Annotated in this window: 21 protein-coding genes; 15 read left to right on the forward strand and 6 right to left on the reverse strand. The window is 50.4% G+C overall.

Annotated features, from left to right (window positions below; genetic code table 11):
• Positions 1–17: 17 nt before the first annotated feature.
• The 3 genes from AC6I7T_RS06830 (at position 18) to AC6I7T_RS06840 (ending at position 2,950) form a co-directional block, all read left to right on the forward strand.
• Complete coding sequence (locus tag AC6I7T_RS06830; RefSeq protein ID WP_497792584.1) at positions 18–482, forward strand: response regulator; 465 nt, start codon at positions 18–20, stop codon at positions 480–482.
• A 460-nt stretch (positions 483–942) separates the two neighbouring features.
• On the forward strand, positions 943–1,785 hold the full coding sequence (locus AC6I7T_RS06835) for a hypothetical protein (RefSeq protein ID WP_497792586.1): 843 nt from the start codon (positions 943–945) through the stop codon (positions 1,783–1,785).
• A gap of 76 nt (positions 1,786–1,861) precedes the next feature.
• Positions 1,862–2,950 carry a nucleoside hydrolase gene (locus AC6I7T_RS06840; protein ID WP_497792587.1) on the forward strand — a complete coding sequence of 363 codons (1,089 nt, stop codon included), beginning with the start codon at positions 1,862–1,864 and terminating at the stop codon, positions 2,948–2,950.
• Between the two features lie 5 nt (positions 2,951–2,955).
• Here AC6I7T_RS06840 and pncA read toward each other — a convergent pair whose 3' ends face one another.
• On the reverse strand, positions 2,956–3,588 hold the full coding sequence (pncA, locus tag AC6I7T_RS06845) for a bifunctional nicotinamidase/pyrazinamidase (protein ID WP_497792588.1): 633 nt from the start codon (positions 3,586–3,588) through the stop codon (positions 2,956–2,958).
• Positions 3,589–3,812: 224 nt separating this feature from the next.
• Here pncA and AC6I7T_RS06850 point away from each other — a divergent pair, with 224 nt between their 5' ends.
• The 4 genes from AC6I7T_RS06850 (at position 3,813) to AC6I7T_RS06865 (ending at position 9,499) form a co-directional block, all read left to right on the forward strand.
• On the forward strand, positions 3,813–4,265 hold the full coding sequence (locus AC6I7T_RS06850) for a GNAT family N-acetyltransferase (protein ID WP_497792589.1): 453 nt from the start codon (positions 3,813–3,815) through the stop codon (positions 4,263–4,265).
• 131 nt (positions 4,266–4,396) lie between these two features.
• On the forward strand, positions 4,397–4,933 hold the full coding sequence (locus AC6I7T_RS06855; protein ID WP_497792590.1) for an NUDIX domain-containing protein: 537 nt from the start codon (positions 4,397–4,399) through the stop codon (positions 4,931–4,933).
• Between the two features lie 73 nt (positions 4,934–5,006).
• Positions 5,007–7,922 (forward strand): glycosyl hydrolase 115 family protein, encoded by a 2,916-nt coding sequence (locus AC6I7T_RS06860; protein ID WP_497792591.1) that lies wholly within the window; start codon positions 5,007–5,009, stop codon positions 7,920–7,922.
• Positions 7,923–8,113: 191 nt separating this feature from the next.
• A complete protein-coding gene (locus tag AC6I7T_RS06865) occupies positions 8,114–9,499 on the forward strand; it encodes a nicotinate phosphoribosyltransferase (protein ID WP_497792592.1) in 1,386 nt (461 codons plus the stop codon).
• A 280-nt stretch (positions 9,500–9,779) separates the two neighbouring features.
• On the opposite strand, the gene AC6I7T_RS06870 is transcribed toward AC6I7T_RS06865, so the two are convergent.
• Both AC6I7T_RS06870 and AC6I7T_RS06875 read right to left on the reverse strand, forming a co-directional pair.
• Positions 9,780–10,787, reverse strand: a complete 1,008-nt coding sequence (locus tag AC6I7T_RS06870; protein WP_497792593.1) for an AraC family transcriptional regulator — start codon at positions 10,785–10,787, stop codon at positions 9,780–9,782.
• Positions 10,788–10,808: 21 nt separating this feature from the next.
• A complete protein-coding gene (locus tag AC6I7T_RS06875; protein WP_497792594.1) occupies positions 10,809–11,861 on the reverse strand; it encodes an NAD(P)-dependent alcohol dehydrogenase in 1,053 nt (350 codons plus the stop codon).
• Positions 11,862–12,313: 452 nt separating this feature from the next.
• On the opposite strand from AC6I7T_RS06875, the gene AC6I7T_RS06880 reads away from it, so the two are divergent.
• Complete coding sequence (locus tag AC6I7T_RS06880) at positions 12,314–12,691, forward strand: hypothetical protein (RefSeq protein ID WP_497792595.1); 378 nt, start codon at positions 12,314–12,316, stop codon at positions 12,689–12,691.
• 248 nt (positions 12,692–12,939) lie between these two features.
• The gene (locus AC6I7T_RS06885) at positions 12,940–13,461 is read left to right on the forward strand and encodes a DinB family protein (RefSeq protein ID WP_497792596.1); all 522 of its coding nucleotides are present in this window, start codon (positions 12,940–12,942) and stop codon (positions 13,459–13,461) included.
• 72 nt (positions 13,462–13,533) lie between these two features.
• On the opposite strand, the gene AC6I7T_RS06890 is transcribed toward AC6I7T_RS06885, so the two are convergent.
• Positions 13,534–14,928 (reverse strand): glucuronyl esterase domain-containing protein, encoded by a 1,395-nt coding sequence (locus AC6I7T_RS06890; RefSeq protein ID WP_497792597.1) that lies wholly within the window; start codon positions 14,926–14,928, stop codon positions 13,534–13,536.
• 217 nt (positions 14,929–15,145) lie between these two features.
• On the opposite strand from AC6I7T_RS06890, the gene AC6I7T_RS06895 reads away from it, so the two are divergent.
• Positions 15,146–15,691 carry a GNAT family N-acetyltransferase gene (locus AC6I7T_RS06895; RefSeq protein WP_497792598.1) on the forward strand — a complete coding sequence of 182 codons (546 nt, stop codon included), beginning with the start codon at positions 15,146–15,148 and terminating at the stop codon, positions 15,689–15,691.
• Between the two features lie 77 nt (positions 15,692–15,768).
• Here the strand turns inward: AC6I7T_RS06895 and AC6I7T_RS06900 are convergent, their stop codons facing one another.
• Positions 15,769–16,398 (reverse strand): NADPH-dependent FMN reductase, encoded by a 630-nt coding sequence (locus AC6I7T_RS06900; protein ID WP_497792599.1) that lies wholly within the window; start codon positions 16,396–16,398, stop codon positions 15,769–15,771.
• A 96-nt stretch (positions 16,399–16,494) separates the two neighbouring features.
• On the opposite strand from AC6I7T_RS06900, the gene AC6I7T_RS06905 reads away from it, so the two are divergent.
• Positions 16,495–17,148 (forward strand): helix-turn-helix transcriptional regulator, encoded by a 654-nt coding sequence (locus AC6I7T_RS06905; protein WP_497792600.1) that lies wholly within the window; start codon positions 16,495–16,497, stop codon positions 17,146–17,148.
• A gap of 4 nt (positions 17,149–17,152) precedes the next feature.
• Here the strand turns inward: AC6I7T_RS06905 and AC6I7T_RS06910 are convergent, their stop codons facing one another.
• Entirely contained in the window at positions 17,153–18,028 is an 876-nt protein-coding gene (locus AC6I7T_RS06910) for a maleylpyruvate isomerase N-terminal domain-containing protein (protein WP_497792601.1), read from the reverse strand.
• Between the two features lie 76 nt (positions 18,029–18,104).
• Between AC6I7T_RS06910 and AC6I7T_RS06915 the strand changes: the two genes are divergently transcribed.
• The 4 genes from AC6I7T_RS06915 to AC6I7T_RS06930 all read left to right on the forward strand — a co-directional run bounded on the left by AC6I7T_RS06915 (position 18,105) and on the right by AC6I7T_RS06930 (position 23,072).
• Complete coding sequence (locus tag AC6I7T_RS06915; RefSeq protein WP_497794567.1) at positions 18,105–18,785, forward strand: YdeI/OmpD-associated family protein; 681 nt, start codon at positions 18,105–18,107, stop codon at positions 18,783–18,785.
• 472 nt (positions 18,786–19,257) lie between these two features.
• On the forward strand, positions 19,258–20,847 hold the full coding sequence (locus AC6I7T_RS06920; RefSeq protein WP_497792602.1) for an EAL domain-containing protein: 1,590 nt from the start codon (positions 19,258–19,260) through the stop codon (positions 20,845–20,847).
• 395 nt (positions 20,848–21,242) lie between these two features.
• The gene (locus AC6I7T_RS06925; RefSeq protein ID WP_497792603.1) at positions 21,243–21,500 is read left to right on the forward strand and encodes a hypothetical protein; all 258 of its coding nucleotides are present in this window, start codon (positions 21,243–21,245) and stop codon (positions 21,498–21,500) included.
• Positions 21,501–21,575: 75 nt separating this feature from the next.
• Positions 21,576–23,072, forward strand: coding sequence for a carbohydrate porin (locus tag AC6I7T_RS06930; protein WP_497792604.1), 1,497 nt, complete (start codon positions 21,576–21,578; stop codon positions 23,070–23,072).
• Positions 23,073–23,141 lie beyond the last annotated feature (69 nt).

The following is a 23,141-nucleotide window of genomic DNA, read 5'->3' on the forward strand; positions in this document are numbered from 1 at the left end:
ACGAAGAGGGCCCTTCCATGTCAGAAAAGAGCAGGTTTGAAGCAGTTCCTATTGCAGAAATCCTAGCTCAGGGTCTGGAAAGGAAGCCTCTCCCACCGCGCCCTGTAGTGTTTATTGTCGACGATGAACCTGTGATAGCCGACACCTTGGCTGCAATCCTTATACATCACGGATTCGCCGCCTTTCCGGCTTACGATGGCGAACAAGCTCTAGAACTGGCTAATGTAGTCCCTCCGGAATTGCTTATCAGCGATGTGATGATGCCCGGCATAAACGGGGTCGATCTGGCGATAGCCATCAAAAAACAAATCCCAGACTGTAAGATCGTCCTGTTCTCCGGTCAAGCTTCTACTGTCGACCTTTTGCATTCAGCACGCCAGGCTGGCCACGATTTCACCGTCCTGGTAAAGCCAGTTCATCCTACGGATCTTATAGAACACATTCGGGAATTAGGCATCCACCCAAAGGTTGAAGGAAACTAGCTATCCGTCAAAACCGGAAATTTGGCTGTGAACATTTCTATTGCTTTGTAATACGACGTCCGGTAATTTGTATTCACGAGCAACCTCCAGCAGGCACCCTGACGTGCTTGTCACTTCCGTACACACTTGTATGAATGACAATCGGAACATGCCCAAGGCGGCATGTGACCGCTGCTACTTATCATGCGCACAATTAAATCGATTTTCATGAAGTCATGCACTTACATATAGTGCAGAACAGATGGCGGAAAGCTACGCACACGTCTGGGCTGGAATGTAACCCAAGCCTGGACATGTAGCAAGGTCCCGGCCCTGGTACCGCGTGCCTGTTCATAGGAAACATCCGCCAGATACATATCCATTCAGGCAATTCACTATTGAAGCCCAGGTAACAGACAAACATCCATTTCAGATTTTCACCGAAGCCGAAATACTTAATTCCTCTTCAAAAGGAACATGAATGACCGGACGTCTTACAGCTGTCATCGTGGCCAGCATTCTTCTTCTCCTCCAGCCTTTACTGGCTCACGGGCAAACAAAGTTCTTCAGCTCATGGGAAGACAGGGTTCTTAAAACAACTTCGGAACAACCGGCCTGGGTAGCACCCGTGGTCACCCCCTCCTCGGTGCTGGTACAACTGGCACGCTTCGATGCCATTCGTCAGATAACCCCGACACATACGACTACCTGGAATTATGGGGCGAATAAGGGATTCAGCCTCATTCCCTGGTACAGAACAGAGCTTGACATCACTATGCCACCCTACATCGAGCACAATACGAAGGCCAAAGATGGAAGCGGAGACTGGCAGCTGATCTTGAAATACCGTGTTCTGAGCGGCAATCCTAAAAATGGTAGCTATGCTGTCAACTTCACGTTGATCGGAACTGCTCCGACAGGAAGCTATAAGAATGGCAGCCCGGACGGCTCGATCAATCCCACGCTTTCAGCAGGAAAGGGCTTCGGGCGCTTTGATGTGCAATCGTCCCTTGGAGCACCGCTCCCGACCGGGCACACCAAAGCAATGGGCCGACCCATCCTCTGGAATACCGTCTTCCAATACCATTTGGGCTCCTATCTATGGCCTGAACTGGAGTTCAACTCTACCTATTTTCATGGAGGCAGCAACGATGGGCGGACCCAGACCTTCATCACTCCGGGAATCATGATCACCCCGCATAAATTCGGTAGAGCCAAGCGCAACAGAACTGCCTTTGCTTTCGGGGGCGGCATGCAAATCGCCACCTCGCAGTACCACAGCTACAACCATGGGCTCATTGCAACAGGCCGCATCGTCTTCTGATTTCATCTTTGTGTCTGTATGTTCTCGGCCTGCAAAACGTGGCTGAGAGCATGCAGGCATGCGAAAATAACCGCAAATGCGACGACTTTGTTTTCTGCTTCTGTTCTTGGGGCTCAGTTTACCCGTGCTTGCCGATAAGTGCCTCGTGCTCATCGACCAGGATGGTTCCGGGCCTGGTGGGTCAAATCAAATGTCCATGATGGTCTTGTTGCAATCCCCCGAAGTGAAGGTTCTGGGAATCACCATGGTTTCCGGAAATGCCTGGCACGCTGAAGAGGTACAACATACTCTCCGTATGCTGGAGTTGATTGGACGCACCGATGTTCCTGTTGTGCCAGGAGCCGTCTTTCCTCTCGTTCGCACACAGGCAGAAACACAAATCACATCGCAACTCCATGGAAAGGTAGTCTGGCTGGGCGCCTGGGGAAATGGCGCGGTGAATGCCGAAGGAGTAATGCCGTCACAGCCCAAAGGCCATGGGCCATGGGAGATTCCGGCATTGCCGGAAGGAACTCCGCACACCAAGCCGCTGGAGGAAGACGCAGCACATTTCCTTATCCGCCAGGTTCATGCTCATCCTCACGAAGTCACAATTTACGCTGGTGGACCGCTCACCAATATCGCACTGGCACTCAAGATCGATCCTCATTTTGCGGAACTCACAAAGGGCATTATCTTGATGGGCGGCAGCCTGAACCCACAGACCGACGACCCGGAGTTTGCCTCCAATCCACGGCATGAATTCAACTTCTGGTTCGATCCCGAAGCAGCCCATATTACCCTGACTGCGCATTGGCCGCGAATCGACGTCACGACGGTTGATATTTCGATCAAGGCCATGTTCACCCAAGAGATGCTGGATGCCATTTCGAAGTCGTCGAACCCCGCAGCTCAGTACATCGCGAAGTATTCGCAGGACCGCTACTATCTTTGGGACGAGCTTACGGCTTGCGCCTGGCTCGATCCCAGCATTGTCACCAAAGAACGTATGCTCTACATGGACGTGGACCTGAGTCATGGTCCGACCTATGGAGATACGCTTACCTGGACCGATGCACTCAAGCCAAGTCGCGACCTTCAAAAGGTACATGCGCAGGTTGATCTGGATCTTCCAAAGTTCACCAAAATGTTCGTGAATTTGATGTCCGCGCCCACTCCGAAATAAGAGACTTACAAGATATCGGAGCTGTTGATCGACCGCACACCAACAGCTGCAAATTCAGCCCTTGTTGCAGCGACCGAGCCATTCAAATCGATGGCTCGGCATGCATCCTCAATTACGATGGCCAGGAAGCCAGCCAACTGCGCATCGACTGCGGAAAAGCGCACACAATAGTCATACGCGAGTCCTACAACAAATACCCTCGCCAACTCTCGCTCTTGCAGATATCCAGCCAAACCTGTCTTGGTAGTTCGATCGTTTTCCTGAAAGGCAGAATAGGAATCAATCTCGGCGCGGAAGCCTTTTCGCAGGATCAATTCTGCGGCGGGAACTCGAAGAGCGGAATGCAGCATTGCTCCTTCCGTATTTTGCACACAATGATCGGGCCATAAGGTCTGCTCGCCATAAGCAGCATTGACGGTCTCGAACGGCTTTTTCCCCGGATGACTGGAGGCAAAAGAACCATGATTGCGAGGATGCCAGTCTTGCGTGAGAACGATGTGAGGGAAACGCGAAACAATCTTGTTGATCACGGGAATAACCTGGTCTCCCTCTGGAACGGCAAGAGTTCCACCGGGACAAAAGTCGTTCTGGACATCGATAACCAGCAAGACATCGCGACTATTGAGCTGCGTTCTCATAATTCCCTCTTCTTCAGTGTATCGAAGATAGAACCCGGGATACCTGCCACAACAACGGGTCTGGTTCCGGCTCTTGGTAACGCAATTCCCCGTGAATAAAATTTAGTGATCTTGCAGTAGCAACTTTCGGTGTACCGTAATAGCAATTGGATTGGCAGTTCTTTCGGCAAGACTAGACCATCGGGAAGCCAAACACACAGAGGTAACCGAAAAGGCGGCTCAACATGCTCGAAATGAAACCAGATCCACTCCGGATTCGCACTGCCAGCCCTGAAGACGCTGGCGTAATAGCAGCTCTCAGTGCTGAGCTTGGTTATCCGACTGAACCGGAGATTATGCAGGCAAGAATTGAACGGCTCAACTCCCGCCCGGAAGAAGACGCCATCTTTCTAGCCTGTCTTCACACCCGCGTGGTGGGCTGGATTCATGTGTCAATTCAACAGCCGCTGCAATCGGAAGCTCATGCCTTGATCAGTGGACTTGCAATTGCCAAGGACTGCCGTGGTGCCGGCATTGGCTCCAATCTGATTGCTCAGGCAGAAGGATGGGCCAAAGAAAAAGGGATTTTAAAAATCCGCGTGCGCTCTCAGATTGCCCACGAAGCAGCGCATCGTTTTTACCTTCAGGAAGGCTACTCTCACACCAAGACTTCGGCAGCTTTTGAAAAGAACCTTTGAGATCCAGAGACGGGTTTGCTAGGGGCTCCGGTCTTTGGCGGAAAGCCGCGCCAACTTCTATTGCTTCGGTCTACTCCTTTTCGGAAAGATCTAAACTTGTCTGGACCCTTTCGGACTGACATGATCGAAATATGAGCATTCACACGATAAGCAGTCGCACGGTCTATCAAAATCGCTGGATGACCGTCCGAGAAGACGCTATTGAACGGGCGGACGGCTCTCAGGGTATTTACAGTGTCGTTGAAAAGCCCGATTTCGCTCTCATTATCCCGGTCGAAGGCAACGATCTCTACCTCGTCGAACAATACCGGTACCCGATAGGCAAGCGCTTTCTGGAGTTCCCCCAGGGGACGTGGGAGCTTAATCCGACAGCCGATCCCCTCGACGTCGCTCGTGGAGAGTTACAAGAAGAAACCGGCCTAATTGCAGGACGTATGGACTACATCGGACACCTCTTTATCGCCTACGGAATGTCCAATCAGGGCTTCCACATCTTTCGGGCTACAGGACTTACTCAAGGAGAACAATCTCTGGAAACGGAAGAACAGGATCTGGTGGTTAAGCGTGTGCCGATTCAGGATTTCGAACGCCTTATTCTTGAGGGTGAAATCAAGGATGCAGGAAGTATCTCGGCCTGGCACCTGTTGCAGATGAAAGAGAAAAAATAGCCGGACACGACAAAGTTTTGCCCTAATTAAAGCGATTTAGATAAAATCGCTGCTTACCAATTCGAGGGGCATAATGCGGCATTCTGCTTGTCTGTCAGTCATATATTTTGGCGTAAAGCGATTCACAGCTATTTTTCTGCTGTCTTTCTCAATAGGAGCCTTCGCGCTTGGGCATCCGGCCTATATTCTTCACCGTTCGACGCCTGGTGCTTTTCCCTTGGTTAAGGCCAAACAGACTGCCAGCCTCTATGTAGACTCGAAAGACTTCCCTGGGGTCCAGCGCGCGGCGAATGATCTTCGGCAGGATATATTCCGTGTAACAGCCTGTACGCCCCAGATCCTCCATGACCGGCAGGAGATCAAGAACCCCACAGTTTTGATCGGAACTTTGGGCCAAAGCGCGGTTATCGATCAATTAGTCCGAGAAAAGAAGGTCGACGCCACTTCGATAACAGGCAAATGGGAGTCCTTTTTAATCCAGGTTGTATCGCAGCCGATGCCAGGGGTATCCCAAGCTCTAGTGATTGTGGGCAGCGATAAACGGGGCACGATCTACGGCATCTACGATCTCTCCGAACAGATTGGAGTTTCCCCCTGGTATTGGTGGGCTGACGTACCAGTTCCCCACCACGAAACGCTGCTGGTAAAGCCTGTGAAATACCTGGAAGGCCCCCCTGCGGTGAAATATCGGGGGATCTTCCTGAACGATGAAGCGCCTTCCCTCACGGGTTGGGTCAAGGCAAAATTTGGGAACTACAATCATCAGTTTTACGAAAAAGTCTTCGAACTTCTCTTGCGTCTCAAAGCAAATTATCTATGGCCAGCCATGTGGGACAACGCCTTCAATGAAGACGATCCGCTAAATCCCAAGCTCGCCGATGAGTACGGCATCGTCATGGGGACATCCCACCATGAACCGATGCTTCGTGCTCAACAAGAGTGGAAGCGGCATGGCAAAGGCCCCTGGAATTACGCAACCAATGCCGCTGAGCTACAGGACTTCTGGACAGAAGGAGTCGAGCGCAACAAGCAATACGAAAGCATCATCACGATAGGCATGCGTGGAGACGGAGATATGGCCATGTCTCCCACAGCCAACACGGAACTTCTCGAAAGGATCGTTGCCGATCAGCGTAGGATCATCGACCAGCACACCGATCCAACTCGTCCCCGCGACCCTCAGGTGTGGGCTTTATACAAAGAGGTACAGGAATACTACGAGAAAGGGATGCGAGTCCCTGACGATGTCACCCTTCTCTGGTGCGACGACAACTGGGGAAACATCCGCCGCCTGCCGACCGCCGAAGAACGGCAACGCAGCGGAGGAGCAGGAATCTATTACCACTTCGATTACGTGGGAGGCCCACGTTCCTACAAGTGGTTAAATACTGTGCCCATCAGCAAAACATGGGAACAGATGAACATGGCTCTTCACTATGGAGCCGATCGCATCTGGATCGTGAATGTTGGCGACCTGAAGCCGATGGAGTTCCCCATAGAATTCTTCCTCAATTTCGCCCGCGACCCCAACCGCTGGCCCAAAGACAAGCTGGATGAATTTACCCGGCTATGGGCAGCAAGAGAGTTCGGACCTGACTTCGCACCCCAGATAGCAGAAATCGTTGAGAAATACACGAAATACAATGGACGTCGCAAGCCTGAACTGCTGACTCCAAACACCTATAGCCAAACTAATTATCGCGAAGCAGAAACAGTACTAGCCGAATTCCAAGCGATCGCACAACAGGCCGAAAAGATCTATCTGGCTCTCCCTGAAGAAAAGCGCGATGCCTTCTTCGAATTAGTGCTCTTCCCGACTCAAGCATCCGAGATCGTGACAGAGCTATACATCACCGCAGGGAAAAATCACCTATACGCAGACCAGGGACGGGCTAGCGCAAACGATCTGGCAAGCAAAGTACGCGAACTCTTCCAGAAAGATGCCGAGCTATCCAATCGCTATAACCGTGTGCTTGCCGGAGGTAAATGGGAACACATGATGGACCAAACGCATATAGGCTACACCTACTGGAATCAACCACTGCAAAACACGATGCCAGAGGTAAAGGAGATTCAGCTCGCCCCAACTCCGGAGATGGGTGTGTCCGTCGAAGGCTCGGCAGAAGCTTCCCAACACCTCTCCCTCCCTGAGTTCGATTCCACTAATCGGCAACGATACTACGTTGACATCTTCAATCGAGGATCGGGTTCCTTCTCCTATACCGTAAAACCAAGCGCACCGTGGATTCTGAGCTCTCTTCAGCACGGCCAAGTAGCAAAAGAACAGCGACTATGGATCTCTATCGATTGGAAGCACGTTCCTGAAGACAGAGCCAATGGATGGATAGAGGTATCGCAACCCAAGGGAAAAGCTGTCAAGGTTTTGGTATCTGCATTTCATCCGCATCCGGCTCAACCGCTTCACGGATTTGTCGAAAGCAATGGCTACATATCGATAGAAGCCGAACACTATACAAACCGGACTGACAGCAAAGAGGGCCGCTGGGAGAAGATTCCTGACTACGGGAATACACTTTCGGCAATGACCATCGTCCCGATAGACGTCAAAAGCAGCACATCGATGCAGGATTCACCTCGTCTCGAATATGGTCTTTACCTCTTCCATACTGGACAGGTAGTGGTGGATGCCAATATTGCTCCGACACTGAACTTCGTCCCTGGACGTGGCCTGCGTTTTGCAGTCTCCTTTGACGACCAGCAGCCACAGATCATTGATGCCTTGGCCGACGCATCGCTAAAAGCTTGGGAGAAGACGGTTAGCGACAACATTCGTCATGTTGTGTCAACTCATACAATAACGAATCCGGGCTATCACACACTGAAGATTTGGATGGTCGATCCAGGAGTGGTTTTGGAAAAACTCGTGATCAATACCGGAGGACTCAAACCTGCTTATCTCGGGCCACCAGAAAGCTTTCACATTGGAAGCAGTAGCAGATCGACGTCCTTATCGAAGATAGAAAAATGAATGATCTATAACGACCTTAATAACGTCCCGTCGCCCGGGTCGTGTGATTCTTAGTAACCGATTCTGCGCTTTTGACAATATGAGCAACCGAAACGAGATCAAATTAGCCTGAGTCCCCGGTGCAAAAGCCAGACAGAATCACCCGGAGACAATTCCGTTTTCCCCCTCCGGTGCAGTAAAGTAATGAAATCGTGATTATTAATCTTGCCAGACGCGCGCACAATCACAATTGGGAACTGGACCCTATCACTCGGTCCTTGCTTGACACAGACTTCTATAAGCTGCTGATGCTCCAATTTATCTGGAAGCACTTTCCGAGAACGAAGGCTTCATTCTCTCTCATCAATCGAACTGTACAGATGCGTCTGGCAGATGTCATTGACCGTCATCAACTCGAAGAGCAGCTGCAACACACAAAAAAGCTTCGTTTTCACAAATCCGAGCTGATCTGGCTGGCTGGTAATACCTTCTATGGCCGCCGGGGAATCTTTGAATCGGCATTTATTGAGTGGCTCGATCAGGACTTTCGCTTGTCGGATTACGAGCTTTCCGTACGGGATGGCCAGTTCTTCCTTACGTTTCATGGTCTCTGGACCGAAACAACGCTCTGGGAGATCTACGCACTCTCCACAATCAATGAACTCAAAACGCGTGCGGCCTTGAAGCATTTGAGTGAATTCGAACTGGATATTATTTACGCAAGAGCCAAAACAAAACTCTGGGAGAAGATGGAGCGGTTGCGTGGAGTTCCATGTCTGAGGCTCAGCGACTTCGGAACCCGTCGTCGTCATAGCTTTCTCTGGCAGGAGTACACCGTCAAGGCGATGGCCGATGTACTCGGAAATGTATTCAGCGGAACATCCAATGCTTTTCTGGCCTATAAGCATGACCTGGAAGCAATCGGCACCAATGCTCACGAACTGCCTATGGCGTTGGCCGCATTGGCCAATAATGACGAGGAATTGAAGAAGGCTCAATATCGCATGCTTGAGCTGTGGCAGCAGACGTATCAAGGAGAATTGCTCATCCTTCTTCCTGATACCTTCGGAACAACACAGTTCCTGCGCAATGCTCCCGAATGGGTAGCCGATTGGACAGGACAACGCATCGACAGCAAAGATCCTTTTATAGCTGGCGATGAGTATATCGCCTGGCTTGAGCAACGTGGCCGCGACCCGAAGAAGAAGCTCTTGATTGCCTCTGACTCTCTCGATGTAGACAATATCCTGGCTCTACATGCCTATTTTGCGGGGAGAATCCGGAATGGCGCCTCCCCTGCAGATTTCCAGAAGGCCAGCGATTTCCTCGACGAGAAGAGATGGGTACCGGATCGTCGTATCCGCTTCAGCTCCGGCTGGGGAACTCTTCTTACCAATGATTTTCGTAATTGCAATCCCAGCGGGGATGATGGATTTAATCCAGTCAGTCTTGTCTGCAAGCTCAACGATGCGGATGGAAGACCTGCGGTAAAACTCTCGGATAATTTTCAGAAAGCCATGGGACCAAAGGAAGAAGTCGAGCACTATCAGCGAGTCTTTGGGCTGGAGGGTGTTGCCAATTCCCCGGTGATCACTTAGGCAAAGATCAATCAGGAGGGGCGTGGCATTCCATGCCCTTTCTTCTCAAGTTCTAGACAGTTTTCTGCACACTCTCCCCGCGCGCTCCTCTAAAAACTGCCCTATACAATTCACTTCGCTTCCCTGGTATAAAAATCTTTCAAGGAGACCTTAGGCCCCTCGTGCATGGAAAGCACAAGCTGCCTCATTCAAAACAAAGCTCTTATATCTAATATATCAGGCCAATGACAACGCCATTGACCTGATAGGAATTGGGTTTAGGAAGAAGCAGAGACGGGAACTACGAAACAGCCTTAACCCGCTGAGCCTCTCTCCAATGTGCAGGAGGAACACCTTCCCATCCGCGAAAGGCGCGAACAAAAGAGTTGGCGTCCTCATAGCCCAGAAGGTAGGCCGTCTCGTTCAACTCAAGCGGAGAATAGGTTAAATAGTGACGTGCAAGCTCGCGCCTCGCTTCTTCCAGCACCTGTTGGAAGCTATAGCCGCATTCTTGCAACCGACGCTGCAGAGTACGAGAGCTGATGTAAAGCTCGCGAGCAACATCCTGAATCTTCGGACGTTGGCCCGGCAGTCTGCGCTGAATTACGGCTCGAACCTGCTCCGGGAAGCTCTGCTTTTCCTGGTTCTGGCTCAACTCTTCTTCAAGCTGAGGAGCAATCATCGCCAACAATTCAGCATTGTGTGTTGTAAAGGGCTGCTCTATATCGGAAGCACGGAAGACAAGTGTGTTCCGATCGGCACCAAAGAGTACAGGACATCCGAAATGCCTCTCCAGGTACTTCACGTCCTCACGACGATGTACCAGTTCCAGACGCAGCGGCGAAAACTGTGCTCCTAAGCCGCGGCGCGCTATGGAAAGGATCCAAGCAAAACAGTTATCTACCAGAACTTCCGGCTCATCCTCTGTAGCCAAAAGGAAGCGAAACTGAACGGCACACTCATCCTGGCGCTTTTCAAACCAGACTTCTTCCGGACAAGTCAGTTGCTTGTAACGGGAAATCTGACCGAGCGCTTCACCAAAGTTTCGGGAGCATATCGCCGCAATACCTATCGGATCATAACGCTCCATATTGGTTTCGGTCCCAACCTTGAGCCCAATTGCCTGATCCTGACTCACTTCACCGATGGCCCGCCATAGAGAGAAAAACTCGTCTGTGGTTACCTGAATCTTCGTTTGATCAAAGAGGTCAGATGATAATCCAGCACACCGTAGCACCACGGCGGGCTCGACACCCAACTCCTTCAACCTGCCTACAATCCTTCCCGCAATTCGGAAATGTTTACTCATTTTTGATCCTATACACCTGCATTAAAGAGTAGCCATGTCGATCACAAACCGGTATCTAACATCGCCCTTCAACAATCGCTCATAGGCTTCGTTAATTGACTGAATCGGAATGACCTCAACGTCCGAAGTAATCCCATGTACGCCACAAAAATCAAGCATCTCTTGCGTTTCCCGAATACCGCCGATCATCGACCCTGCCACACTGCGACGTCCTAGCAGCAGATTGAAAGTCGATACAGGAAATGGCTTTTCCGGCGCGCCGACCAATGTAAGAGAGCCGTCAAGCTTTAGCAGGTCAAGATAAGCATTCACATCGTGCGCTGCAGACACGGTATCCAGGATGAAATCGAAACTCCTGGAGTGCTTACTCATCTCGCTACTGCTACGAGATACCGCTACTTCGTCCGCGCCTAAACGCAATGCGTCTTCAGTCTTTCCCGGCGAAGTTGTAAACAACACCACATGAGCACCAAAGGCGTGAGCAAACTTCACCGCCATGTGCCCTAAGCCTCCCAGCCCCACTACGCCTACTTTCTTCCCCTTGGAGACCTTCCAGTGCCGTAAAGGAGAATAGGTAGTAATCCCAGCACAAAGCAGTGGAGCAACTGCAGCCAAGTTCAAATTGGCAGGAACATGAAGAGCAAAATGCTGATCCACAACAATGCTCTTGGAATACCCGCCGTAGGTGACGCCACCTGTATATTTGTCCGGAGAATTGTAGGTAAAGGTGGGATAGTTCAAACAGTACTGCTCCTGCCCTTCCTGACAAGATGTACAGCTACGGCAGGAGTCGACCATACAACCGACAGCTGCCAAGTCCCCCACGCTAAATGCATTTACCGCCGACCCAACCTTGTTTACGCGCCCGACAATCTCGTGTCCAGGGACGCACGGATACGTGGTCGGTGCCACACTTCTCCATTCATCTCGTATCTGATGTAAATCCGAATGACAGACACCACAGTACAAAATCTCAATCTGGATATCCGTCTCTCCCGGCTCCCGCCGAAAGATCGAAGCCTGCTCAAGTGGAGCTGTTGCACTTGCAGCAGAGAACGCCCTTACCTCACTCATGGCCCTACTCTAGATTGCTGCAGAAAACCGACATAGGCAAAACACGCCATCTTATATACAAATTGCGCCAACTACTTAATGGACGTTTGAAAACGCGCTAGGGTTTCATCAACAGACAATCGTTTATTTATCAGTACGCTTCCCGTCTGGGAAAGTCAGACATAAACCAAGGAAAAGATGAACGATAGCATACATTTGCATTGAGGGGAAACGTTATCATCCCCAGAAAATCAGTCCCAGATGCTTCAATCTATTGAATCTAAACCATAGCCCTCAACATCATGCGCTTAGCGGGATTCTTTCATTCCACATGTATACATATACACGCAGCAGCTGGTTCCGAATTGACGTGACCCCCTGTGGCTGGCAACTTCCTGCAGTAGATGCATTCATGGGAATGGCGAACCATCAACGCCGGATATCTCGACATACTTACCGGAGAATGAATAGTTATGAAGATAGCTTTCCGCATCTCTCAAGCGCTGCTTGGATTGATATTTCTCTTCTTTGGACTAAATGGATTTCTCCACTTCCTGCCCATGTCGCAGCCAACAGGAGTAGCAGGACAGTTTATAGGAGCGCTCTTTGTCTCCCACTACCTTGTCTTCATTTTTGGGCTTGAAGTTATCACAGCGGTTCTATTCTTAGCGAATCGGTTTGTCCCTCTGGCACTGGTATTGTTAGCTCCCGTCATAGTCAATATTCTGTTTTTCCACTTGCTTATGGCTCCAAGCGGACTGCCACTTGCTTTTGTAGTAGCTCTCCTCTGGTGCATCGTAGCCTTGGCCCATCGGCAATATCTTGCTGGAATTTTTGCCGTGAAGGCATAAGCATCACGTTCTGTCTTGAAGCTTCGGATAGGAATCTGTTCCGACCTCGATCCCTAGACGTTTGGCGCACGTTACTCGGACAAGTGCTCACTGCTCTACTTCTCTCTGGTAGGGAATACGCACAAACTCAAGGACAGCCAGAAAACCGGATTTCATTATTTCCTCTTTAACGAGGCAGCAGTTATCATGCGCAGGTACTCGAGTAAACAAGACCTAAGGAATCTCCTCGCTCCAAAGAAAGGACATCGATGAAACGCTTCCCCACTCTGATGGCCCTGCTTGTCGTCATGTCAGGCAGTCTTCATGCTCAAGCCACCAACCCTCTGGTCGCAGAATCCAAAGAAGCCTATACCCGAGTCAGCGACAATCTGCAGAAGGCGGCAGAAGCTATGCCTGAAGCTGACTACAGCTTTAAGCCTACTCCCGAGATTCGCTCCTTCGGACAACTCATCGCTCACATCGCAGATGCTCAGGCACGAATCTGCTCTACCGCCCTAGGCCAGACGAAATCCGTGGGCGCACAAGAGAAAACAGCAAAGACAGATCTGGTAGCAGCAATCAAAGAATCCTCCTCAATATGCAACGCAGCCTTCGGTTCTGTCACTGATGACAACGCCATACAGACAATCAGCCTGGGGCCACGAAAGTTAACAAGACTGGGAGCCCTGATTTACAACACGACCCACTCCAGTGAAGAGTATGGCTATTTGTCTGTATATCTCAGACTCAAGGGAATAGTTCCCCCTTCAACTGCGGCACGAGGGAAATAACGGTTACAAGATTTGGGTGCTCACGATTGCTTCAAGAATTGTCCTTAAGCGGCTCGATAGACGGGCACCCAATTACTTCCCTGGCGCGTGCAGATAGCGTCCTGCAAAGTCCAGAAATGCTGGCCAGTTCGGACCTGTAGTATGACCTCCACTATGCTGGCGAAATGCAATATCACCATCGAGGAGTGGTGTTTCAATCGGTGGAAGTTCTGATACACTCAGCCCCTTCTTCCCCATCAAGCTGTACACTGGTCCAGCGGCAACACCGGCAAGAAACATCCCCCGAGCATCCACCCAAGTTCCTTCCACGGAGGGAGACCCTACGCTAATAAAAACAGGCCGTGGGGCACACAGCGCTATTAACTCGTGCGCATCGACGGGCAAATCGTTTGGGGTCAAAGGACCGGCATACTTGAGAAAGTTGCCAGCCATCCAGTGATATTCACCAGTGCCAGCCAGATTCTCAACCTTCTCGCCAAAGTCACGGCGGCTAAGTTTGGCCCCGCCCTCTCCCGAAGAACCGATAAAGCCAATCGCAAAACGCTGGTCATAAGCCATTGTTATGATCGCGGCTTTGCCGTAGCGGGAGAGCCCTTCGATCCCAACCTGCTTCGCATTAACAGCCTTATCTGTTTCAAAATAATCCAGCGCGCGGCTTGCTCCCCATGCCCACGCCCGCAGCACTCCCCAATCATCAACCTTCCGGGGCTGCCCCTTATTCACTAGGCCGATAACACCTTCCGTTAGCCCCGCGCCATTGTCTGCCTGATAACTGGTAGGTATAAGAATGGCATACCCCCACCCCTTCGCAAGCACTTGTTGTTGCCAAGGAAGTCCGCCTCCGTTTATAGACGGAGGTGGAGGCGGTACTTTAGACATCCCCGGAAGCGGCCAATTGAAACCAAATTCCATAATCACCGGCACTGGCCCGGAGGCATTCGCGGGTGTAGAAAGGGTCAACTGAATATCCACTTTGATCGGCGGATAAGTTGAGTTGTCTACATGGCCGACAAGCTTCTTGGTGATTGTTGGAAAATCTCCATTCTTTTCTCTCGTAACGCTCACAACTTCCCAATTCACCTTTTGGATATTGTTCGGTACACGCCCATAAATCTCGCGATCGAAGTCTTCGAGGATCTCAGGCCTGCGCTTCTCCCACCACATTTTGGCTGTTGTAATTCGAGTTCTATCGTTCATGACGAGAGGATCAGGAAGTTTATAGGGAGGAACCTTTGATTCGTCGCTGTTGGCCGCAAAAGGCGAATTGGGATTTCCATCTGCACCTCTACGTAGCGAAGTGATATGCAAAATATCCATTATCCGTTGATGATCTTGCTCTGCCGTGAGATGAGCCGGAGTTGGATATTCACTCGCAACAGGTTTCTGCGCACGCGCAAGCGGGACCACCAAAAGTATAGGAAGAAGGCATATCCCAGAGAACCAGCAACCACGGATAAAGATAGACATTTACGGTCGCCTCTTTAGTTGTCGTCCAAAACGAAAGCATCATAAACCTCTCGTATCGCCTTCGTCAGCAAAAAAGTGACAATAGCCCCTCGCTAAGGTGCCATCACGGACTCATGGCAAAGTGCATTTAAAGCTCTCTAGCTGCGGAGCTTGAGGATGATAAACAACAAGCAGTAGAGGAGGTGGGAAGATGCTCGTGCCGAAGGTATCATGAGTCATGATTGCACCACTTGAGACTGCCAGGCTTTTCCTTTACCCACTCGAGTTGGCAGATGCGGAGCAGGCACAACCTCTGTTCGCCGAGTGGCCAATCGTTCGCTTTCTCAACAGCCGTGTGCCTTGGCCTTATCCACCCAATGGAGCACTCGCTTATTATCGCGACGTCGCCCTACCAGCGATGGAACGGGGAGAACAATGGCATTGGAGCTTACGCCTCAAGACAAATCCCAAACAACTAATCGGAGCCATCGGGCTCATGAAGGGAGAAGAAACGAATCGTGGTTTCTGGCTGGGGTTTCCCTGGCAAGGACTAGGACTCATGAGCGAAGCGGCAGACACAATTACAGATTATTGGTTCGATACTCTCCAATTTCCTGTCCTGCGGGTTCCTAAAGCGGCGCTCAATACTGCCTCGCGGCGAATCTCAGAGAAACAGGGAATGCGAGTAATTTCCGTCGAGGATAGAGAATACGTCTGCGGACTTCTGAAAACAGAGATATGGGCGCTTACCGCCGAAGAGTGGCACGCTCACAAACACAGCTAGAACAGCCTGCAACGATGCAGAAGAACAAAAATTTGGTGGCTGGGAAAAGACAATGTATCTCGAATATTCTAGCGTCTCTATCCACCAATGTTGGCCGGAGCAAGTTCCCACTCTCGTAAAAACTCTTGGGCCTTCTCGGAGTTATGGAGGTAAGAGAAACGCGCAACTTGGCGTCCAACGTCCTTTACTCGCTTCTCCAACGTCAGATCCCTCAGGTTTCCCATTGCATCGAAAAGCTTATACGCTTCCGGAATCGCCGCTTGCTCGGGAATGACCCATGCATGAAGCGCCCGCCCAATCGAACGAAGGCTGTCCAAAGCATGAACACCACCCAAGGCACCGCCGGAAACGGCAACTAATCCGATCATCTTGCCAGCAATCTCATCGAAACCCATCAGATCAAGAGCGTTCTTCAAAACGCCGCTAAAACTGCCATGGTACTCGGGGGTACCTAGAATAATGCCATTGGCTTGAGTAACGGCACGGCGCAGCTGGAAGTAGTCTTCAGAAAACGAATTTTCACTATCCTTGCCTTCGCAAAAGGCAAGGTCATACTCCCTTAGATCAATCAGTTGAGTATGAGCTCCAGACTCTTCCGCACCTTTTAGCGCCAGCTCGACAGCCATGCGAGTGTAGCTACCGCGTCTTCTGCTGCCACTGATACCAACGACAGAAACCCGATTCTCCGGCAGATTACTCCGATGCATAAACGTCCCCAACCGACTTTCTAAAGAAATATCTTTCGAAAGTCAGAATAGAACTGTATACTTGACTTTGTAAAGAAATATTTTTAGAAACCAATTATGACCTCCATGGTGCCCCAAGCCGCAGATGGCAAAACTCGAGGAGCACTCGTGCAGTTGCTCAAGACTGAAGGGCCGATGACCTCGGCTCAACTTGCCCAACGTTTAGGTCTTACCGCAATGGCCATACGGCAGCATCTTTATGCGTTGCAGACAGAGAAGTTTGTCCAGGTCGAAGAACGACCGGTACCCATTGGCCGGCCAGTAAAGTATTGGCAATTGACACCGGCGGCAGATCAACTCTTCCCACATGCCTATGCAGAGCTCAATGTCTCTCTTCTGAATGCCGTGGGAGATGCCTTTGGATCCCCAGGATTGGAAAAGATTCTAGAAATCAGAAATGCACGCCAGCAAGTTTCTTATAGCGAACAGATAACACCAACGGCTTCCTTGAAGCAAAAGCTTCAGCAGTTGGCCAGCCTGAGGACAACAGAGGGCTATATGGCAGAAGTCCGCACGGAAAAGAAGGGGAGCTTCCTCTTACTTGAAAATCATTGCCCGATCTGTGTCGCTGCAAGGCAATGCCAGGGATTCTGCCAAACGGAACTGGATCTATTTCGCAAGGTACTGGGTCCCGATGTTGAAGTTGAACGCCTCGAGCACATTGTTTCCGGTGCACGGCGTTGCGCGTATCGCGTCAAGCGGCTCGCCTAACAGGTTAGCCTACGATTGTTAACATCTTCAACACATGAACACCCAATATACGATCGCCCTCTATTTCAATCTGTTCCTCTGCTGAAGCCGTGGAAATCCCCTTAGTAAATACACGCCATGCAATTTCCTGAGGAATCCTCACGAGACTGGAGGGCACACCGGAGACATTTTGAACAAGCTGCCATACTTCCTGGGTACGGTAAAGAAACCAGTCCCCGCCGCAAGCACCGGATACGGTAAATTTCACCCATGTACCGGAATCCGCGGGCATCATCCGATAGTGATACGGCAGGGCACGCATGAAGCAATCGAGGACTGGATAGTACAACTCCGGAGTCATGATGCCCTCTCTCCCCACTGCCAGGCGAATCTGTTGTTGGTGGTGCCAACGTTCTGTGAATTCACGCGCAGTATCGAACCAATTGGCTGAATGCTCTTCTCCCGCCCAACTTACGGAAAATGTAGCCTGCCCATATGGATCTAGCGACTGATGAAACGCCGAGCTTTCTTGTGAAGCCCTTTCCATCAGAGAGACGAGCACCTTCGGGCTCAAGCGCCCATAGAAGCGAACGCCCTCGTCGTTGAGACGATTCACGAAAGATACGATATCGTCAGGTCCTGAGCTATCTGTTTGCAGATGACATCCATCTCTGACAAACGACAGTTTGCGCAATTGGGTATCAAGCAAATGAGCAACTACATCTTTCACCCGCCATTTCGGAGCTATCGTCTGGAGATCCCAGGCCTCGGGAGTTAGCGACTCGAGTAACTTAATCAATTGCTCTTCAATCTTGGGAAAGAGTTGTGCCGTCAAAATTGGGTTCAAAGGATTCAGTACCGGCTCCATAGCGGGAATATAGCACCGGCGAAGCTTCTTCACTTTAGGTTCGAGGTTCAAATAGAAGATCCGCCATTTGTCTCTTAACAAACCTCGACAATCACGTTATATTCCGTCAATGGGACGACTCGGGAAAAAGCTATTTTCTGCAACCCTGGAGCGAGGGAGCGCTAGTTTGGGATGGACCATCGTCCACATCCCCCAGGAAGTAACCGCGGGACGGATTACAGGAAGCCGCCCAAGAGTTAAGGGAGAAATCAATGGCTTCGCTTTTCGTACTTCCCTCTTTCCTACCGGTAACAATAACTACTACTTGCTTGTCAACAAAAAGATGCAGGCCGGAGCAAAAGTAAAACTCGGAGGCCTCGCCGAAATTTTCCTGGAACCGGACACGGAGGAACGGGTTGTTACTGTGCCACAGGAGCTAAAACGAGCGCTCGCTGAGGACCGTACACTTCGCCGCTGGTATGACCAATTGAGTGAATCCATTCGCCGAGATATCTGTACGTGGATCGAAGGTGTAAAGAGCGCAGAAGCACGGACCAGGAGAGCCGATCAGATTGCAGAACGGCTCTTGGCAACCATGGAAGCAGAAAGGGAGTTACCACCGATACTGAAGGCGGCCTTCATGCGTACCCCTGTCGCCAGAAAAGGGTGGGAGGCCATGTCAGCTTCACACCGGCGGCGAGAACTATTCGGTATTTTTTACTACCGCAATCCTGAATCTCGCGAAAATCGCCTTAATAAAACGATTGAAGAATGTATCCGGATAGCGCAGTTGAAGACGTCACGAAAGTAACCATGTGAAGTACGTTCAAGAGAATGCGTAAATCCGCTGCGATATTTTCCCGAATGTTAGCATTCCCTTACAACATTGGCATTGATCGGGGGTATATTACCGGCGAATACCGTGTACCACTGCTCAATCTACAATTGCAAAGGTAAGTCCATCTCACTTTCTTGCAATATCTTATATTCTTATGAGGATTCTGGCCGATAAGAGCATTAGGTCATTCTCATGAGATCGAAGCACATTCATGTTCGGCGGCTTCTCTTTCGCCCTCTGTGCTGTAGCTACGATCGATGTCTGTCGTGCGGATGCTCCCCATCTTCAACAAGACCAGCTCACCGCGCGAACCAGCTCGCTGCATATCTTTCCGGTTTTTTCTTCAGAAATACCTCTTGACCACTCTTCCTCGCTTACGCTTCTTGTTCAGCAACACCGCAGCTAATAACGGAGAGCATATCGAAAGACGAGCTGAAAGCCCAATATGCCGCAACTAACAACACAACGCTTTTTTATAACTCTCTTCTCTACTTTGGCGCTGTCCTTTGTGGGTGTGGTTGCAGGCTATACAACCGGGAACGAAATTATCATCCGGTCGACACAACCTAAATTAGCTCGATATGCAAACAGTCTGATGGCGAGGGCAGAAGCCTCCTCTTCGGAATCACGAACCATTCTCGAGCAGATGAATGCTTCGTCTTTTCCGTTCTGCTCCGATCAAGAGCTGACATTTCTTCGCAAGCTTGCTTTTCAATCGGAATATCTGAAGGAGTTGGCACGTGTACAAGGAGGCAAAGTTGTTTGCACTGCGATGCTCAACCGCCTTCCGCATCCGCTTCCCCTCCCCAAGCCAGCCCTTGTCCAAAAGGATGGTACGCAGGTTTATCTGCATCTCCCTCCTTTTCTCATGAACAACCATGATCTGCTTGTACTGCAATTGCGGGAATCGTTTGTCGTATTCAGACCACATACACTCACGGATCTGGATGCTCCCCCCTTCCACTATTCAATTACAGTTCCGGAGGGAGGAGAACAGCATCCCGTTGCGGTTCTTGGAAACCGCCTACACATCACTCCAGAATTAGTCAGCAAGAATGGATCTGGAAGAAGCGGAAACATCCTATACGCGACCCGTTGTTCTGGGCAGTTTTTTAATTGCCTGGTTGCTTATACCACCGTTCCAGAGATAGTACAGATCAATCGCAGTACGATGAGCGGCTTCATCATTATGGGTGCTCTAGTCGGATTGGGATTCGGATCGGCCTTCGTGCTGCTCTATTTCCGGCAGATAAGCCCGAAGCAGAAACTCCAACGAGCCATACGTGAAGACAAGCTGCATCTTGTCTATCAACCGGTAATCCATCTTTCGGATCAAAGACTCATGGGCGCTGAAGCCCTCGTTCGCTGGACAGACAGGGACGGTTGTGCGCAAAATCCCGAGGCTTTTGTAAAGCTGGCGGAGGAATCCGGCCTAATCTGCAGCCTCACGGAACGCGTGCTTTCCCATGCGATTCGAGACATGGGAGAAACGCTAAACGAAAATCCTTGGTTTCAACTCAATATCAACATAAATGCCGCCGATCTCGGTAATCCTCAATTCGCCTCCCTACTTCGAGATTACTTGCAACAGGCAAATGTTTCTCCGAACAGCATCGGACTGGAATTGACAGAGCGCTCTGCTGCTGACAGATCGATAGCCATCAACGCTATTCTTACCTTACGTTCTCAGGGATACCGCATTTTCATTGACGATTTTGGAACGGGGTATTCTAGCCTTTCCTATCTGCATGAACTCGCAGTCGATGCAATCAAGATAGACAGCTCCTTTACAAATGCAATTTGCACAGAAGCTGTCATCGGCTCAATTCTGCCTCAGATATTGGAGATGGCAAAGAATCTGAATCTGAAGGTTGTAGTCGAAGGAATTGAGACCGAAGAACAAGCAGCATACTTCCGTGATAATTTTCCGGACGCCTGCGCTCAGGGCTGGCTGTTCGGTCGACCCGTATCTGCCGAAGAATTTCGCAAAATATACCTCTCCGAAGAGGAAAAGATGAAAGCCATAGGCGCATAAACGGCTTCGACGGCAACTACGATTCCTTCTTCGTCACGATTTCTTCCCATCATTTTTGGGTCCCTATTTCCCCTACCGCACTAATATGTGATACAAAAGCCATGGTGGAAGGCATAGCAGCCTACAGCCACATTCAACTGTATGAATACTGAATCTTCGCAACCATCGGAATCCGATATCCGATATCTGCGCTGCGAAAGCGATATGGTTACCGAATCCATCATGCAATGATCGGTACTGCTCGCTTCTCAGCGTACGTCATTTGCTGAGAGTGTGAGCAATCTTCGCAAGTCTGCGGAACTACTCACCTCCTAAATTCGAAATTCGAGAATCCCCATTACAGCAAGCGCTATCGCTCGCTCGCATGCGGCGTATCTCGTAAAAGGAGGAGATCCATGCTCAATTTGTCCCGCACCGCGTCGGTTATTGTTCGTTCCAATCATCAGCTCTCGTGTGTATGGATCGAAACAGGGAACCCTCGTCGGCCGCTAGCCCGTGTCTGGATAGACAGCAAGATGAGAGCATTCAGAGAAGCGCAAGACTCCTCTTCCGTAGAACTGGATGCACCTGGAGATGATCCTGCCCAAACAAAACAGCACCATAGGCGTCCCTATAGTTTTAACGAGAATGCAACATTTGCCTGCTTTGGGTAAGCAGATTTGTGCTCTAGCAAAATCGCATAATTGCGTAAGATTAAGAGAGCTTTCGGGTACTCTGTTGGAGGAATAGTGCGTTTTATCCTTACATTCTTTTTTCTATTAGCAAGCCTTCCGTGGACTGTCGCCCAATCCACAGAACAGATACCCGATGCTCCCGTTTCACAACAACATGCCTACAATAGTGCTTCGTGGTACCTGCTAGATCCGTTTGCAGGACAAAGAAGTAACTCTTCTGAAGCTGGAGTGTCACCGGAAGAGCGCCAGTTGCCCAAGGATCCCGTTGTCACAATGTTTCCGCACTCCCAGACGGCTCCCTACTGGATTTCGGGTCAGGCAAACATTATTTTCCAGGCGCATCCGCCGTTTCACGCGCCTTATTCAGGCACAAACAGCCTGACTGGAGCAGGAGAATACAAGACATCGCTCATCGGGACTCTTTACCTTGGCTATCAGCCACACCGGAATATCCGGTATAACACCGATTTCCTGGTGAATTTCGAGAGTGCGGGAGGACGAGGACTCAGCCAGGCTCTTGGACTCGCCGGTTTTACCAATATCGATGTCGTGCGTAATCCGAATCTGGGATCGAAGCCATATTTAGCCCGTGGCATTATTCATCAAACGATAGGGCTAACGAATGAGATGGTAGAGGCGGAACGGGGTCCCTTCTCGCTGGCGAAGGAAGAACCGGTCCGCCGCTTAGAACTGCGCATCGGCAAGATGAGTATGCCTGACGTCTTCGATATCAACAGCATCGGCAGCGACAGTCATCTGCAGTTCACGAATTGGACAGTGGACAACAACGGAGCATGGGACTACGCAGCAGATACCCGTGGATACACAGTCGCGGCCACTCTCGAATATGACGACCGAAACTGGAGCGTTCGATACGGAATCGCTGCAATGCCCACGGTTGCCAATGGAATCGATCTGGATTGGGCGCTCTCTCGTGCACGCGGCCAGAACATGGAATTTGAGCTGCGTAAATCGCTGCTTGCTAATCGCAAAGGAACCACTCGCGTTCTGAGTTTCGTTAACACTGCCCATATGGGCAGTTATCGAGAGGCAGTTGACGCCTACCTTAAGGGTGTTGACCCAAAACCTTCGATCACCCGTCATGAGCATTTCGGGGCCGTCAAATACGGATTCGGCTTCAACAATGAACAGGAAATCACAAATAGCCTGCGCCTCTTCAGCCGTTTTGGATGGAATGAAGGTCAACACGAGTCCTTTGCTTATACCGAAGTCGACCAAACCATCGAAATCGGGGGAGACTACAACGGAACTTCATGGGGAAGACCCGTCGATAAGATCGGTATTGCCTTCGTCAGTAATGCCATTAAGCGAGACCACCAGAACTACCTGCGCTATGGTGGCCAAGGATTTCTCCTTGGCGATAGCAATCTGAACTATGGCAGAGAGAATATTGTCGAAAGCTATTACAACCTCCATGCATGGCGGGGACTTTTTTACGCTGTAGGGCTCAGCCATATCGATCACCCAGGCTATAACCGGGATCGAGGTCCGGTATGGGTTCCTTCTGTGCGCATGCATATGGATTTTTAAGGGAAATACTGTTTCCCTTTCCTTCTGCTATTCAGCAATTCGTTGCTCCCAAGAATCCACCTTGCTCAT

It is taken from the genome of Humiphilus diazotrophicus, from assembly GCF_059726315.1.

Bases quoted from the DNA above. Each gene is read 5' to 3' on its own strand.
- AC6I7T_RS06850 (WP_497792589.1), top strand. From the start codon at position 3,813: ATGCTCGAAATGAAACCAGATCCACTCCGGATTCGCACTGCCAGCCCT.
- AC6I7T_RS06870 (WP_497792593.1), bottom strand. From the start codon at position 10,787: ATGAGTAAACATTTCCGAATTGCGGGAAGGATTGTAGGCAGGTTGAAG.
- AC6I7T_RS06835 (WP_497792586.1), top strand. From the start codon at position 943: ATGACCGGACGTCTTACAGCTGTCATCGTGGCCAGCATTCTTCTTCTC.
- AC6I7T_RS06890 (WP_497792597.1), bottom strand. From the start codon at position 14,928: ATGTCTATCTTTATCCGTGGTTGCTGGTTCTCTGGGATATGCCTTCTT.
- AC6I7T_RS06905 (WP_497792600.1), top strand. From the start codon at position 16,495: ATGACCTCCATGGTGCCCCAAGCCGCAGATGGCAAAACTCGAGGAGCA.
- AC6I7T_RS06875 (WP_497792594.1), bottom strand. From the start codon at position 11,861: ATGAGTGAGGTAAGGGCGTTCTCTGCTGCAAGTGCAACAGCTCCACTT.
- AC6I7T_RS06895 (WP_497792598.1), top strand. From the start codon at position 15,146: ATGATTGCACCACTTGAGACTGCCAGGCTTTTCCTTTACCCACTCGAG.
- AC6I7T_RS06920 (WP_497792602.1), top strand. From the start codon at position 19,258: ATGCCGCAACTAACAACACAACGCTTTTTTATAACTCTCTTCTCTACT.
- AC6I7T_RS06925 (WP_497792603.1), top strand. From the start codon at position 21,243: ATGCTCAATTTGTCCCGCACCGCGTCGGTTATTGTTCGTTCCAATCAT.
- AC6I7T_RS06830 (WP_497792584.1), top strand. From the start codon at position 18: ATGTCAGAAAAGAGCAGGTTTGAAGCAGTTCCTATTGCAGAAATCCTA.
- AC6I7T_RS06900 (WP_497792599.1), bottom strand. From the start codon at position 16,398: ATGCATCGGAGTAATCTGCCGGAGAATCGGGTTTCTGTCGTTGGTATC.
- AC6I7T_RS06915 (WP_497794567.1), top strand. From the start codon at position 18,105: ATGGGACGACTCGGGAAAAAGCTATTTTCTGCAACCCTGGAGCGAGGG.
- AC6I7T_RS06880 (WP_497792595.1), top strand. From the start codon at position 12,314: ATGAAGATAGCTTTCCGCATCTCTCAAGCGCTGCTTGGATTGATATTT.
- AC6I7T_RS06885 (WP_497792596.1), top strand. From the start codon at position 12,940: ATGAAACGCTTCCCCACTCTGATGGCCCTGCTTGTCGTCATGTCAGGC.
- AC6I7T_RS06840 (WP_497792587.1), top strand. From the start codon at position 1,862: ATGCGACGACTTTGTTTTCTGCTTCTGTTCTTGGGGCTCAGTTTACCC.
- AC6I7T_RS06855 (WP_497792590.1), top strand. From the start codon at position 4,397: ATGAGCATTCACACGATAAGCAGTCGCACGGTCTATCAAAATCGCTGG.
- AC6I7T_RS06860 (WP_497792591.1), top strand. From the start codon at position 5,007: ATGCGGCATTCTGCTTGTCTGTCAGTCATATATTTTGGCGTAAAGCGA.
- pncA (WP_497792588.1), bottom strand. From the start codon at position 3,588: ATGAGAACGCAGCTCAATAGTCGCGATGTCTTGCTGGTTATCGATGTC.